Origin of the sequence: Pararobbsia silviterrae, from assembly GCF_003628125.1 — a bacterium.
In the GTDB taxonomy this organism is placed as follows: Bacteria; Pseudomonadota; Gammaproteobacteria; order Burkholderiales; family Burkholderiaceae; genus Pararobbsia; species Pararobbsia silviterrae.
In genome coordinates, this window is the sequence record NZ_RBZU01000006.1 from 109,970 (window position 1) to 124,000 (window position 14,031).

Consider the following 14,031-nt stretch of genomic DNA (forward strand, 5'->3'; position numbering starts at 1 on the left):
TGAATTTCGACGCGGGGTTCGATGGGGGCCATCGGGTGCTATGATCGCGCATCAAAAAAATTAGACCGGCGGTTCATTCCACGGCGAGATCCGACGTCAGACCGCGCGGATCGAGTGTTGCAAAGCGGTATCAGTCTGCTTCGACGGGGTGTTCGAGGGATTGACGCGCACATGCATGGGATAGAATCGGGCCCCGGTCGCTTGGGTAATTGAGATGGGGTTCCAGCGTGGATACAAGGCCGTCTGATGTGGGTCTGTTGTCGGTAAATTTGAATCAGCTGGGGGCGATTCTCTTCGCGCGCCGCCGTGTCATCACGGGCGTGGCCTTGGCGACCCTGGCCGCCACCGCGCTGATCCTCGCGATCGTGCCGCGGGCCTGGACGGCTTCTTCCGACGTCTACGTCGACTTCAAGGCCAATAATCCGCTCGACAGCAGTGCGTATTCGTCGTTGTCGCCGAACTCGGACGACGACTATATCCACACGCAGATCGACATGATCCAGAGCCCGGCGGTCATCGAGCGCATGCTCAAGATCCAGGGCTTGCTGCCGGCGGGCGGCGACGGCACCGATACGAAGGCGCGCAGCGACATCATGCAGAGCGTGGCGCGCAAGCTCGTCGTGGGCGGCGGGCACGGCACGCGGATTCTCCAGGTCTCGTTTTCCGATAAATCGCCGACGCGCGCGCGCGACGGCGCCAACGCGATCGTCGACGCGTATCTCGCCTTGAGCCAGGAAGTCTCGGCGGCGGCGGCGCGTTCGGTCAGCGACCAGTACACGGCGCGGCTCGAACAACTGCGCCACGAAGTCAATACGGTCCAGGCCGAACTCACGAACTACCGCGAGCAGAACGGCATTACCGACGCGCAGTCCGACAACAACATGGAAGAGTCGCGCCGTCTGCAGGACATGCTGACCGAGCAGCAGACGCTGCAGGCGCAGACGCGCGATGCGCATGCGCGCGAGCAGATGACCGACGCGATGCTGAAGTCGGGCGTGCGCCCCGAGGATCTGCCGCAAATGGCGACCGTCGCGACGCTCAACGATCTGCACGAGAACCTCAACCAGCTCAATCGCGAGATCGGCGCGGTCGACGGCGCGCTCGGACGCAACCATCCGACCGTGCAGGGTCTCTACGCCGAGCGTCAGCGTCTGCAGTCGCGCATGGCGACCACGGCGCAGGCCAACCTCGTCGCGCAGCGTGACGACCTCAAGCGTCTCGATGCTCAGCAGGCCTCGCTCGACGACGCGATCGCGCAGCAGCGCAAGCGCGTGCTCCAGCAGATGGCGCAGCACGATCGCCTCGCCGCGTACCAGCGTCAGCTCGACAGCGCCGAACAGGTCTACAACGATGCCGTCCAGAAATACGGCAGCGTGTTGATGGCGAGCAGCATCTCGCTGCCGCATGCGGTCGTGCTCCATCGCGCCGACGTGCCGGTCAAGCCGTCGAGCCCGCGGGTCACGCGCGGCCTCCTGGCGGGGCTGCTCGTGGGCCTGCTCGGCGGGATTGCACTCGCTTTGCTGCTTGAATTCCGCAATCGTCATGTGCGCTGCGCGGACGACCTGCTTCATAACCCTGCCCTCGGCATGATCGGCCGCATCGGCAGTCCCTTGGGCGCTTCGGCGCTGGCACGCGCATGAACGACGTTCTCGAACACCGCCAGTTGGGCGAACAAGACGGCCAGAGCATCGAGCGCATGGGCGACCGCTTCGTGCGCGCGGGGTTGCTCACGCGCGAGCAAGTGCAACGCGTGATCGAGCTTCAGAACAGCCGCAATCTGCGTTTCGGACAGGCCGCCGTTCAGCTTGGCTTCGTCTCGGAGCAGATGGTGTCGGCCGTGCTCGCCGAGCAGTATCAGTACGACGTGTCGACGCTTACGCGGCCCGTCGAATTGCCGCTCGCGATCGCGTCGGAGCCGTTCGGTCAGGAAGCCGAAGCCGTGCGCCAGTTGCGCACGATGGTTTCGATGCGCATGGCCGAGCAGCGTCATTTCTCGCTCGCGGTCATCAGTCCGGGCGCGGGCGCGGGTTCGACGTATCTTGCGTCGAGTCTGGCTGTCGCATTCGCGCAAGTCGGCCGCAAGACCTTGCTCGTCAATGCCGATCTGCATAAGGGCGGTCAGCGCGAATTGATGGGGAAACCGCTCGCGAACGGGTTGTCGGGCATGCTGGCGGGCCGTCACGAAGTCGGCGCGGTCCGCACGGTGCCGGGCATCGCCTCGCTCGGCATTCTCGACGCGGGCCCGCAGCCGCCGAATCCGGCCGAACTGCTGCGCGATGCGTCGTTGCAGCGGGTGCTCGGCGGCTATATGGATCAGTTCGAAATCTTCATCGTGAAGACGCCGCCCACGAACGAATCGGGCGACGCGCTGCTGATCGCACGGCAGGTCGATGCGTGCCTGCTCGTCGCGCGCAAGGATCGCACGCGGACGTCGGAGCTCGAACAGACGGCAGCCCTGCTCGGGGGCGCCAACGTCAAGCTGCTTGGCACGGTGTACAACGAGTACGAGCCGCCCGAAGCGCGTACGGGTTGGTTGCGCGGCTGGTTGCCGACGCGGCAGCGCAAGCGCTGACCGTCATGGCCGTGTGGTCGACGCCCCGCTCGGGGCCGCCCGATGCCGCCGAGCTGCAGTTGGCACGCGAGGCCTTGCAGGCGCGTCGTCGTCGCTGGCTCATGAACGGCGTGATCGGCCTGTGTTTCGTCGGCGCGCTCGTGCCGGACACGCTGTCGATGAGCGATATCGGCCCGGCGGCGTCGCATACGATTACGGGCGGTTCGACCGTGCGGCAGCTCGAATTCGGCCCGATCTTCGCGATCTGCGCGTGGCTTATCTGGCGACATCCGCGTGATTCCATCCAGCGCTTGCGCGGGATCAATCTGGGCCTCGTCGCGCTCATGATCTATTGCCTGGTGACCGCGCTCTGGTCGCCGTATCCCGTCCTGACCGTCAAGCGCGCGGCGATGTTCGCGGGGATCATGCTGACCGGCTTCGCGCTTGCGGCGCCGTCCGGTTCGCCACGGCAGATCTGGCGCGCGACGACGGGCGTGCTGACGGTCCTGCTCGGCATCTCGTGCCTCGTCGCGGTGTTCTGGCCGCAGGTCGGCGTCGACTATCTGCTCGGCGGCGCGTGGCGCGGGATCATGTGGCAAAAGAACGTGCTCGGCAGCGTCGCGGCGGTCGCGTCGCTGCTCTGGCTGCGCGAGTGTCTGATGCCGTGCGATAGCCGCAGCGTCGCGCGCGCGCGCGCGGCAGCGCTGTTGTTCAGTCTGTTCATGCTCGTCATGGCCGACAGCGCAACCTCGAAGCTCGTGACGGGCATTTCGTTCGCGATCTATCTCGCGACGCGCCGCAAACTCACGGATGACCGTACGGGTTCGATCTTGCTGCTCGTCGGCGCGCTGCTCGGGATGTATGTGTTGCTGGCGTTCTATCTGGTCGCCGGACGGCTGCCCGACATCGAGGACGTGCGCGGCTTCGTCACGGGGCTGTTCAACAAGAGCAGTGATCTGACCGGGCGTGATCAGATCTGGGAAATGGTTTGGTTGTCGATTCGCCAGCACCCGATTTGGGGCGGCGGGTACGGCGCGTTCTGGGTCGGGGACGATGGGCCGGCGGCCTATGTCAAGCAGGCGCTCGGCTGGATGCCGCCGCATGCGCACAATGGCTATCTCGACATCCTCAACGAACTCGGTGAGGTCGGGCTCGGGCTGTTCTTCGTTGCACTGCTCTGGCATACGGTGAGCCTGATTTGGCTGTATTTCCGCGACCGCGACGAGGCCGCGTTCCATATGGCCTTGTTCGTGTCGATCGTCATCAGCAATTACTCCGAGACGCAATTGCTTGCGGACACGGCCCTGCAGAATCTGTTGTTTCTGTTTTCCGCAATGTCGGTGGGTACCACGGTCGCGCTGACGCGGCAGGCGCGGCGCGAGGCGTCGCGCGCGGCCGCGGTCGCTGCGAGGGCGGATAGCGCGAACGTCGGCGCCGGCGCAAGCGGCGGGGCCGGGGCGGGGGCAGCCGTACGTGACTCCGCTTCTCCCGCGTCCGCCGGTTCGTTCAAGGTATGAAGCGCCCTCTGGCCGTCGCGTGTCGTCACGCCACGCGCTGGTTATTGCCGCTGGTGTTGCTTGTGCCGCTCGTGCTGCCGGCATCGAGTCAGGTGCCTTCGCCGAGCTGGAGCGAACTCGCGCTCGCGCAGTTCTTCGCGTTCGGTATCGACGAGGACGCGCTCGAAGGCGCGCCCGATCAATCCGCATTGAATCGTCCGCTCGATGACGGATCGCGTGTCATCGCACGCGACGGGCATTTCTATCGCGTCGGTGCCGATGGACGCGCGACCGAACGGGTTCGGCTGTTCGGTGCCAATCTGACGTTCGGCGCGAATTTCCCCGACGCGGCGCAGGCAAAGGCTCTCGCGCGGCGGCTTAGCAAGCTCGGCGTTAACGCGGTACGTCTCCATCATCTTGATTCCCTGCCGAGCGACGACACTGACGCGCCGTTGAGCGTGCTCACGACCGGTCCCTATCCGAGCTTCAATCCGGTGGCGGTGGCGCGGTTACGCACGCTGATCGCTGCGCTGAGCGACGCGGGCATCTATGTCGATCTGAACCTGCATGTCGGTTATCGCTTCCGGCCTGCGGTCGATCATCTGCCGGCACTCGACGATGGCTCGCCGGCGCCGCCGATCGATGCGCCGATCCATGTCTACGACGAGCGCTTGATCGCGCGGCAGATCGACTATGCGCGTGGTCTGATCGATAGGCTTGGATTGCGGCATAACCCGGCGTTGGCGATCGTCGAGATCGACAACGAGTCGTCGTTATTGAATGCGTGGCACGACGGCAAGTGGAACGAAGCGATTCCGTCGGCTTATGAACCCGAGTTGCGGCAGCGTTGGCGTACGTGGCTGATCAATCGCTACACGACGCTTGCGGCGGCGTGCGATGCATGGGGCGGATGCGACGACGGCGACGAAGGCGCGTTGTATCTGCCGAAGCCCGGGGCCGCGTTCGGCTCCGGCGAGACGCGGCACAAGCGCGATTTCGTGCAATTTCTCGCGGCGACGGACAAGGCGTATTTCGATCGTCTGCGCACGGTGGTACGCGAAGCAGTCGATGAACCCGTGCCCGTTTCGGGGACGCAGATGACGTTCGGCGGCGTGCTGAACTTCGACTCGCAGTCGGCGATGGATTATGTCGATGACCACATATACGTCGCGCATCCGACTTATCCGGGTGGGCAGGGCGACGATGGACATTGGCGGATTCCGCTGTTGTCGGCGAGCGGCGACGAGATGAATCGACTGCTCGCGCTGGGGCTACGACGGGACCGTCGGCGGCCGTTTATCGTGAGTGAGTTCGGTGAACCGTTTCCGAATCCGCGCGGCAGCGAAATGATCCCGATCATGAGCATCCTGGGCGCGCAACAGGACTGGGACGGACTGTTCTTCTTCGAATACAGCGATCGCGCGCAGGCGCCGATCGCGCCGACGGAGTTCGATCTCGCGGGGGATTGGGGCCGCTACGTGACGACGGGAAGCAGCGCGCGCTTGTTCCGGACATTCGGGATTGCGCCGTTACAGCGTCGGATCGATGTGCCGTTGCCGGCAGCGGAGCGGCTCGATATCGGCATGAGCGATCGGGACGATGCGCTTGAACACGATCTCGATGCGCACGTAGGCGCGAAGCCGGAATGGGCGTGGTCGGGGCAGGTGGCCGAGGATCTGACGGCGGCGTCTGCGACATCGGCGAGCCCTTCACCGTCGCCGGAGACGGCGCCGTATCGGACGCCTGACGGCGTGGTCCAATACGACCCGGTGGCCGGCCGTCTGATACTCGACGGCCCGCGCGCATGGGGCGTGTTCGGTGCGGCGGGGGCAGAGCGAATCGATCTGCATCACATGTCGATACAGTTCGGCGGGCCGGGTCGGCATAGCGCGAGCGTGTGGCTCGATGCGCTCGACGGCGCGGAGTTGAGTCGATCGCGGCATATGCTGTTGTCGATCGGATCGCTGACCTTGGGCGCTGCGCCGGGCGAACGCGCGGATCGTCCAGCGCGGATCGTGCCGTACGAGGACGATCCGCGATGGATGACGCTGGCGTCGGGCGATGGCGATGCGCCGTCGAATCAACGTGCGACGGTGCCGCCGACGTGGATGATGCGCGTGCCGTTCACATTGATGTTGTCGGCGCGTTCGGGCGCGGCCCACGTATATCCGCTCGATGGCGCGGGGCACAGACGCGCGGAGCTGCCATCGACGGACGTGCGTTCAGGGACACAGGGTTTGACGATCGCGGTTCAGCAGCGCGCCGAGACGGCGAGTCCGTGGTACGAAATTGTGTTCGATGCGCCGTCGCCGAATGTTGGGTCTCCACACGCGGCAAACTAGGCGCATGCTTGGACCGGTTTTTAGCGAGCTAGATGATACGAATGGCGATCGTGATCGGTGGCTTTAATGTCCTTCGTCGAGGATCGACATCCCCAATTGCTGCTTGACTTCGTCGAGCGTATTGCATTGCTATTCCGTTTTCGCTTCAGCATCTGGAATTTGGTGGGTTTGAATGAAGTCCTCGAAAAACGGAATCGTGAGTTGAAAATCCAGGTGCCACGGCTCGGCTAGTCGCGCTTACCCTTAGGTTCTAAGGGATCGATCTAATTGCAACCCACAGTGGGCATACGATAATAAAAGGAGATGCAGTGACCATTGTGACATTAAACATCAGCGCGCCAGCGGTTTTTACACAGACTACATCGGGTATTGCAGAGGATGCAAATATATAAATGCCGGATGCGCTAAAAAATATGCACAAAAAAAGATACCGTAACCATTGGGGCGGCACAGCGTCGACATTTTTTTTATCTAATAATTTTGCCCGGTATAAATCAATTGCTGAGCGTGTCTCCGGTGTTCCGCCGGATAGAAAAATAACCAAAAAAGTGCGAAGCCAACGATTGCCAAAGCTCCCGCTAGCGACCCGGCAAAATTCAGCGTATTTTGATAGGGGGCACACGCATACTTTATCAATGGCGCACGTCCGCCAAAATTGAGCAATCGGATCAACCAAGTTTCCCGGCCAAACCAGAGGTCGAATTTTTCCGGAAACACGGATATTGATATCAAGATTGTGACGATTGCCATTGTCGCCACCCATCGCCAAACGGCAAGACACCTTCTCTTCCAATGCATAGTTAGCGCTCAATAACACATGATCGGGGAGGTATTGGTTTTTTGCGCACCGTGATGTATTTCATAATGCGCGGCGCAACTTAAGCTACCACGGGTTGCTAAGTCCGGCAAATTGTACGATCAATAACTCGGCTCGTAACACATTCGGCGCGCTTATTGATTGCATTTTATTACATTGGAATTTTTTTTCTAAACCGAGGTCGATCGTTGTCTTGACGTCGGCCGGTGCCGGGTATTGTTGCAATGCCGCGGACCGCTAAACGAGAGTTCCCTTTCTTGGCAGCATGTTTTCGCCGAGGAGAAGCCGACAATCAACGCATTGCTGTATCCGTGTTCACAGAGTCGAACCGCCGGCGCGAACGTCAGCGGCACCCCCAGAAGTCAGGTCAGGAGACCCGCGTGCAACGCGATCATCCAGTGCCCGATGTTCGCGATATGGCTTCAGCTTCCCGGCATGTCGTTCATGCACGCGGAGGTCGGCTGCCAGCAGCGCTGGATAATTTGTCGCGATCCAATCCAAAGCGAGCGCGCGATCGAAGCTCTCCAAACAAAGCGATGCTTACCCGACTTTCCTACGAAACGCGCGAGCCCACGCCGTTCGAAAATCCCATGCGGGGTTGTTGAGCCAATACGACGCCGCCAACGTCAATACGCCGGAAACGATGCCCGTCGCGATGTGCTCGACGTAAGCGATGGGGTAGTGACTCGTATGAGCGTAAGCATCGCCGACGGTCGTCAGCACGCCGACGATCAACGCATTGCCGTATCGGTGCTCATAGAATCGAACCGCCGGCGTGAACGTCAATAGCACCGCCAGAAGTCCGGTCAACAGACCCGTGTGCAACGCGATCGTCCAGTGTCCGATGCTCGCGATATGGCTCCAGCTTCCCGGCATGCAGGTCATGCACGCAGTGGTCGGCTGCCAGAACCGCTGGATAAACAGCTTCGCTCGATGCGTCCATGTGCTCGACATGATCGATGTCCTCATCGGTACCGACGCCGCTGCGCACCGCTGAATCGTGCGCGTCGTGCGCGATAGCAGATCGAGAATTCGCATGCGCGCGAATCCCCATGAAAACGCGGCTTTCGCACGCACACGAGTCCCCGCGACGAGGCGGATCTCGCGCGCATCCGAGCCGGTCTTTCCACGTGCATTCACAGCGGCATGCCGTGAATGCACGTGCCGGTCTTACTTGCTCATCGTGTCGTCTTTTTTCATGGCGTCCGACTTCATTTTGTCGCCGCCGTTCTTCATCGAATCTTTCGACATCGCGTCGGTCTTGCCCATCGCGTCCTTCGACATCGAGCCCTTGCTCATCGAATCCTTGGCCATCGAGTCCTTAGCCATTGAATCGTTGGACATGGCGCCGCTTGCTTGAGCGAACGCCGTGCCGCCCGTGACGAGCATGGCGACGGCAACTGCTGCGATTCCAATGCGTTTCATAAACACTCCTTAGGTCATGTGGGTCGAGCCGTTGCACTGCATCGCTGCGGTTCGCGAACGGTCCGTATGGCTGAGAAAAAGCGACTAGCGCACAACGATCGATGCGTCGTCATCTCGCATCTGAGGGGTAGTTCGTCATGGGTCAGCGCGTGGTTACACTCGCGCAAAGTTTTTTCTCGGCACCTAAAGAACGACGAACGAAAGACGAACGAAAGACGAACACGCGAGACCGTCTCGAAAGCCGACGCGCACATCGATGTGGAATAAACTCGCGTTTTCTGTAACGAGTCGCCCCGATGTCCCGAAATACCGATATCGACGCCGCGAAAGCACGCGAGACGCATTTGCGTGTCTTGTTCCTGCGCGGCCTGGATGGTGATAGCGCCGGATATCGGCAATTTTTGACGGAACTGGGGGCGCACTTGCGAGGCTTTTTGCGTCGACGGCTTCATGATCGCGCGGCCGATGTCGAGGACCTCGTGCAGGAGATACTGCTGGCGGTTCACAACGCACGACATACCTATCGCGCAGACGAGCCGCTGACCGCGTGGATCCACGCGATCGCACGCTACAAGCTGTCGGACTATTTCCGCGCCCGCTCGCGTCACGAAGCGCTGAACGATCCGCTCGACGATGTCTTTGAATGGCTCGCCGCGCCCGATCTCGAAGCGGCTCACGCGAAGCGCGACGTTGCAAGCTTGCTTGAGCAGTTGCCCGACCGTCAGCGCCTGCCCATCGTGCATGTCAAACTCGAAGGGCGCTCCGTGACGGAGACCGCGAAGTTGACCGGCATGTCGGAGTCGGCGGTCAAGGTCGGCGTGCATCGTGGGCTTAAGGCGTTAGCGGCAAGGATTCGAGGAACGCGATGAAGACGGATGATTTCATTTCCCTGCTTGCGACCGGCGCCGCGCCGGTGGACCGCCACGTATCGGCCCAGCGCTTTTCGATCGCGGTATTGATCGGCGCCGCGAGCGCGACGCTGATCGCGGCGGCATGTCTCGGCGTGCGGCGCGATCTCGCCGATGTCGCGCTGACACCGCTTTTCTGGGCCAAAATCGCACTGCCCCTGTGTCTGATGATCGGCTCGCTATGGATGTCGATGCGGCTTGCGCGGCCAGGCGTGCGCGCGGGCGGCAGCCGCGCGTTGATTGCCGCGCCGATTGCGGCCGTATGGCTGGCCGCGGCCTGGGTGTTGATCGCCGCGCCGAGCGGCACGCGCCTCGCACTCGTGCTCGGCGCCACGTGGCGCGTTTGCCCGCTGCTGATCGCGATGCTGTCCGTGCCGGGCTTTGTCGCCGTGTTCTGGGCGCTGAGAGGCTTGGCGCCGACACGGCTTGCGGTGTCGGGCGCGGCGGGCGGTTTGCTCGCGGGCTCGACGGCGACGCTCGCGTATTGCCTGCATTGCCCCGAAATGGGCATCCCGTTCTGGGGCGCGTGGTACATGCTCGGCATGCTGGTGCCGACGGCGATCGGCGCGCTGCTCGGTCCGCAGTTGCTGCGGTGGTAAACGGCGGATAACGACGGGTATCGGCGGCGCACGTCCCACATGGCCGCGACACGGTTCGAAGGCGCCGAATCCATGTCACTTTCAATGAACCTTCATTGATCAAGCTCACAATCCAATCGCCGACGCGTCGCGGAGACGCGTTTGCCGTGCATTCGAAGAACTGTATCCATAAGTGTTCGCTTTTCGACGATTGCGTGTCGCAATAAGCCTTTAAGCTTCCCGGTACGCGCACGCTGGTCTCCGTTTGGGTGCCCGATTCATCACGCACGAATTAAAAACGAAAGGAAAAGTGTATGAAGATGTCGGAATTCATGACGATCGGCACGCACCGCGTCAAGCGCGCGTCTGCCGTATCGCGAGAACGGGCCGCCGGCGCCGTTCGTCTGTTGGCCGCGACATCCATCGCGTTCGCGCTTGCGGCCTGCGGTGGCGAGGACAGCGCAGGCACGCAAACCGCGACGACCTCAACCGTGCCGCCTGCCTCCGCCAAGCAGTTTGCCTATGTCGCAAACTTCAACGACGACGACCTTTCGGCCTACAGCGTCGACGCGACCACGGGCGCGCTGACGCCGATCAGCGGCAGTCCGTTTGCGACGCAGACCTACCCGGAGGCCGTGACGGTGAACGCGGCGGGTACCTTCGCATTTGCGGCGAACGATGGTTCCAACAACATCTCTGTCTTCAGCATCGACGCGGCCACGGGGGCGTTGACACCGGTGAGCGGCAGTCCGTTTGCGGCCGGACTGAACCCGAAAACCGTGACGTTGAACCCGGCAGGCACCTTGGCGTTCGTCGCGAACGGGGGCGACGACAACATCGCTGTGTACCACATCGACACGACCACGGGGGCGCTGACACCCGTGAGCGGCAGTCCGTTTGCGGCGGGAAACGGCCCCAATAGCGTCGCAGTGAATCCGGCGGGCACCTTCGCATTCGTGGCGAACGTCAGCGGGAGCAACGTCTCGGTCTTTAGCATCGACTCGACGACGGGCGCCCTGACCGAGGTGAGCGGGAGTCCGTTTAGCGCGGAGGGCAACCCGTATACCGTGACGTTGAACCCGACGGGTACCTTGGCGTTCGTGGCGAACGGAGGCCCCGGCAATATTTCCGTCTATAGCATCAACGCGAGCACAGGTGTATTGACGCAAGTGAGCGGCAGTCCATTTGCGGCGGGTGCGGGGGCCAGTTGGGTGTCGATCAACTCGGCGGGCACCTTGGCGATAACGGCGAACTCAGGCGACGACACCTTGTCCGTCTTCAGCATCGACGCGACCACGGGGGCGCTGACGCAGGTGAGCGGTAGTCCGTTTACAGCGGGCGATGCGCCGGGTACCGTGACCATCAATGCGGCAGGTAACGTGGCGTACGTGACAAACTTCTACGGCAGCAACGTCTCCGCCTTTGGCATCGACGCGACCACGGGCGCGCTGACGCCGATCAGCGGCAGTCCGTTCGCGACAGGAGTGCTTCCGAATTCGATGGCCATTGTTCAGCCCTGAGCGCGGAAGCACGGGCGTCGAACCGTCGGCGTCCGTGACCCGTGTTCGACCCGAGCGCATGGACCGAACGACGCCGCGTTCGATTGAGGGACTTCCGTATCGCGACCGGCGCCGCGCCGGTGGACCGCCACGTGTCGGCCCAACGCTTTTCGATCGCGGTCCTGATAGGCTTGGCGCCGACGCGGCTTGCGATGTCGGGCGCGGCGGGCGGTTTGCTCGCGAGCTCGACGGCGACGCTCGCGTATTGCCTGCATTGCCCCGAAATGGGCATCCCGTTCTGGGGCGCGTGGTACATGCTCGGCATGCTGGTGCCGACGGCGATCGGCGCGCTGCTCGGTCCGCGGTTGCTGCGGTGGTAAGTGGCGCGTATCGGTGCGTGTCGGCGGGTTCCGGCGGCGGTCGCCGCGCCTGGACGGAGCACGGTTCGAAGACACCGAATCGCACGGACGTTTAATGAGCGCTCGTGAGTGAGGCGTTCAAGCCGATCACCCAAGTCACCCACGCCATCCGCGCTTCTCAGAGACGCGTTCGCCACGCAATCCCAAGAACTGTATCCATAAGTGTTCGCTTTTCGAAGATTGCGCCGCGCAATAAGCCTTTAAGCTTCCCGGTATGCGCACGCTAGTCGCTGTTCGGGTGCCCGATTCATCACGCAAAAATTAAAAACTAAAGGAAAAGTGTATGAAGATGTCGGAATTCGTGGCGATCGGCACGCACCGCGTCAAGCGTGTCTCAGCCGTATCGCGCGAACGGGCCGCCGGCGCCATTCGTCTGTTCGCCACGGCATCTGTCGCGCTCGCGCTTGCCGCATGTGGTGGCGACGGTACGCACGCGACAGCGGTCTCGCCCGCTACCCCCAACGGGTCGTTCGCCTATGTCGCAAACTTTAACGAAAGCGATATTTCCGGCTATAGCGTCGACAAGGACACAGGCGCACTGACGCCGATCAGCGGGAGTCCGTTTTCGACGGGATCCAGTCCAGTGAGTGTGGCAGTGAACCCCAAAGGCACGTTGGCGTTCGTGACGAACTTCGGCGCGGGCACCGTTTCCGTATTCCACATCAATGCCACCACGGGTGTGCTGACTCCTGTGAGCGGCAGTCCGTTTGCCACGGAGTCCGGCCCGGAATACGTCGCGCTCAACCCGGCGGGTACGTTCGCGTTCGTGACGAACGCAAGCGGTTCGCTCGCCGTCTTCAGCATCGACGCGAGCACGGGCGTGTTGACGCCGGTGAGCGGCAGCCCGTTTCAGACGGGCAACGGTTCGCAGGGTGTGGCGGTGAACCCTGCGGGCACTTTGGTGTTCGTGGCGAACGGGGACGACGGTACCCTCTCGGTGTTTCACATCGACGCGAGCACAGGCACATTGACGCCCGTGAGCGGTAGTCCGTTTGCGTCGGATGCCGGGGCGTTGTCCGATCCGCATGCCGTGACGGTGAACGCGACCGGGACCCTGGCATACGTAGCAAACGCCAGTAGCAGCACGATCTCTGTGTTCAGCATCGACGCGAGCACGGGCGCGTTGACGGCGGTGAGCGGCAGTCCGTTCACGGCGGGGAACACGCCGGAGGGCATGGCGATTGACCCGACGGGCACGTTGGCGTTCGTGCCGGACGCCGTCGCGGACACGATCTTGGCCTACAGCGTCGACGCGAGCTCGGGTGCATTGACGCCGTTGAGCGGCAGCCCGGCTTCGACGGGGCTCAACCCGAGTTTCATGGCGATCAACCCGGCTGGCACTTTTGCGTACGTGACGAACTACGGCGACAGCACTGTCTCTGTATTCAGTATCAACGCAACGTCGGGAGCGCTGACGCCCGTGATCGGAAGCCCGATCGCGACGGGCAGGAATCCCTACTCGATCGCCCTCGCTCAGCCTTGAGTGTCGTGCGCGCGGCGTCGAACCTGCGACGCTCGCGCGCCGCGTTTGGCCCGATCTCATGGATCGTAAGAACGACGCGCTCGATTGAGGGGCTGCCGCATCGCCACGCCTTCTTGCCGGGTTCGTGAACGCCGCGCGGCGTCGATGATGCATCGTCGAATGCCGGCGTCGGCGTTTCACTCGGATCGCGATAAATATCGAGCCGTGCATCATTGCCCGCCGCGTACCGATACATCCCGATCGAATTCCATGCGCATTAATCTCCGCACAATAATCTTTTCATTTCGTTTTCTGTCCCTTGTATTAATTTCATTAACTGATTTTTCATATGAAAAATAGTGTTTTATCATTTGTCATATGAAATTCCTTGATGAAATAATTTTCGTGAATTAGACTCCCATTCGATTATTTTCAGAAAGGAGAATGTTGACGCTCTTTTTGATTTCAAAGCCCGTTCTCGTATATCAACGGCAAATAAGTGCCGCATCGGAAGTTTATCTCGGTTGCAGAACG

At 62.0% G+C, this 14,031-nt stretch carries 11 protein-coding genes and 1 pseudogene; 9 read left to right on the forward strand and 3 right to left on the reverse strand.

The window, feature by feature from the left end:
• Window positions 1-248: 248 nt before the first annotated feature.
• Genes D7S86_RS15070 through D7S86_RS15085 form a run of 4 tightly spaced genes read left to right on the forward strand, consistent with a single transcriptional unit; the run spans window position 249 to window position 6,389 of the window.
• Window positions 249-1,640, forward strand: a complete 1,392-nt coding sequence (locus D7S86_RS15070; RefSeq protein ID WP_276313430.1) for a GumC family protein — start codon at window positions 249-251, stop codon at window positions 1,638-1,640.
• Entirely contained in the window at window positions 1,637-2,572 is a 936-nt protein-coding gene (locus D7S86_RS15075; protein WP_121087672.1) for a CpsD/CapB family tyrosine-protein kinase, read from the forward strand. Before D7S86_RS15070 ends, D7S86_RS15075 begins: the two co-directional genes overlap by 4 nt.
• Window positions 2,530-4,068, forward strand: coding sequence for an O-antigen ligase family protein (locus D7S86_RS15080; protein ID WP_121087673.1), 1,539 nt, complete (start codon window positions 2,530-2,532; stop codon window positions 4,066-4,068). Before D7S86_RS15075 ends, D7S86_RS15080 begins: the two co-directional genes overlap by 43 nt.
• Window positions 4,065-6,389 carry an alpha-amylase family protein gene (locus tag D7S86_RS15085; RefSeq protein WP_121087674.1) on the forward strand — a complete coding sequence of 775 codons (2,325 nt, stop codon included), beginning with the start codon at window positions 4,065-4,067 and terminating at the stop codon, window positions 6,387-6,389. The genes D7S86_RS15080 and D7S86_RS15085 overlap by 4 nt, the downstream gene beginning before the upstream one ends.
• A 250-nt stretch (window positions 6,390-6,639) precedes the next feature.
• Here D7S86_RS15085 and D7S86_RS29140 read toward each other — a convergent pair whose 3' ends face one another.
• The 3 genes from D7S86_RS29140 to D7S86_RS15095 all read right to left on the reverse strand — a co-directional run bounded on the left by D7S86_RS29140 (window position 6,640) and on the right by D7S86_RS15095 (window position 8,631).
• The gene (locus D7S86_RS29140) at window positions 6,640-7,200 is read right to left on the reverse strand and encodes a hypothetical protein (RefSeq protein ID WP_147432342.1); all 561 of its coding nucleotides are present in this window, start codon (window positions 7,198-7,200) and stop codon (window positions 6,640-6,642) included.
• Window positions 7,201-7,746: 546 nt separating this feature from the next.
• Window positions 7,747-8,160 (reverse strand): hypothetical protein, encoded by a 414-nt coding sequence (locus tag D7S86_RS15090; protein WP_121087861.1) that lies wholly within the window; start codon window positions 8,158-8,160, stop codon window positions 7,747-7,749.
• A 216-nt stretch (window positions 8,161-8,376) separates the two neighbouring features.
• Window positions 8,377-8,631: a pentapeptide MXKDX repeat protein gene (locus D7S86_RS15095; RefSeq protein WP_121087675.1), complete on the reverse strand. Its 255-nt coding sequence runs from the start codon at window positions 8,629-8,631 to the stop codon at window positions 8,377-8,379.
• Window positions 8,632-8,927: 296 nt separating this feature from the next.
• Here D7S86_RS15095 and D7S86_RS15100 point away from each other — a divergent pair, with 296 nt between their 5' ends.
• The 5 genes and pseudogenes from D7S86_RS15100 to D7S86_RS15120 all read left to right on the forward strand — a co-directional run bounded on the left by D7S86_RS15100 (window position 8,928) and on the right by D7S86_RS15120 (window position 13,518).
• On the forward strand, window positions 8,928-9,500 hold the full coding sequence (locus D7S86_RS15100; protein WP_121087676.1) for a sigma-70 family RNA polymerase sigma factor: 573 nt from the start codon (window positions 8,928-8,930) through the stop codon (window positions 9,498-9,500).
• On the forward strand, window positions 9,497-10,138 hold the full coding sequence (locus D7S86_RS15105; RefSeq protein ID WP_121087677.1) for a DUF1109 domain-containing protein: 642 nt from the start codon (window positions 9,497-9,499) through the stop codon (window positions 10,136-10,138). Before D7S86_RS15100 ends, D7S86_RS15105 begins: the two co-directional genes overlap by 4 nt.
• A gap of 293 nt (window positions 10,139-10,431) precedes the next feature.
• Window positions 10,432-11,637, forward strand: coding sequence for a lactonase family protein (locus D7S86_RS15110; protein WP_121087678.1), 1,206 nt, complete (start codon window positions 10,432-10,434; stop codon window positions 11,635-11,637).
• 161 nt (window positions 11,638-11,798) lie between these two features.
• Window positions 11,799-11,996: pseudogene (locus D7S86_RS15115) on the forward strand (NrsF family protein); the annotation flags it as partial.
• Between the two features lie 322 nt (window positions 11,997-12,318).
• On the forward strand, window positions 12,319-13,518 hold the full coding sequence (locus D7S86_RS15120; protein WP_121087679.1) for a lactonase family protein: 1,200 nt from the start codon (window positions 12,319-12,321) through the stop codon (window positions 13,516-13,518).
• Window positions 13,519-14,031 lie beyond the last annotated feature (513 nt).

What these genes read in the sequence shown, in the direction of transcription:
- D7S86_RS15075 (WP_121087672.1), top strand. Translation starts at nt 1,637, where the DNA reads ATGAACGACGTTCTCGAACACCGCCAGTTGGGCGAACAAGACGGCCAG.
- D7S86_RS15085 (WP_121087674.1), top strand. Translation starts at nt 4,065, where the DNA reads ATGAAGCGCCCTCTGGCCGTCGCGTGTCGTCACGCCACGCGCTGGTTA.
- D7S86_RS15090 (WP_121087861.1), bottom strand. Translation starts at nt 8,160, where the DNA reads ATGTCGAGCACATGGACGCATCGAGCGAAGCTGTTTATCCAGCGGTTC.
- D7S86_RS15095 (WP_121087675.1), bottom strand. Translation starts at nt 8,631, where the DNA reads ATGAAACGCATTGGAATCGCAGCAGTTGCCGTCGCCATGCTCGTCACG.
- D7S86_RS15100 (WP_121087676.1), top strand. Translation starts at nt 8,928, where the DNA reads ATGTCCCGAAATACCGATATCGACGCCGCGAAAGCACGCGAGACGCAT.
- D7S86_RS15105 (WP_121087677.1), top strand. Translation starts at nt 9,497, where the DNA reads ATGAAGACGGATGATTTCATTTCCCTGCTTGCGACCGGCGCCGCGCCG.
- D7S86_RS15110 (WP_121087678.1), top strand. Translation starts at nt 10,432, where the DNA reads ATGAAGATGTCGGAATTCATGACGATCGGCACGCACCGCGTCAAGCGC.
- D7S86_RS15120 (WP_121087679.1), top strand. Translation starts at nt 12,319, where the DNA reads ATGAAGATGTCGGAATTCGTGGCGATCGGCACGCACCGCGTCAAGCGT.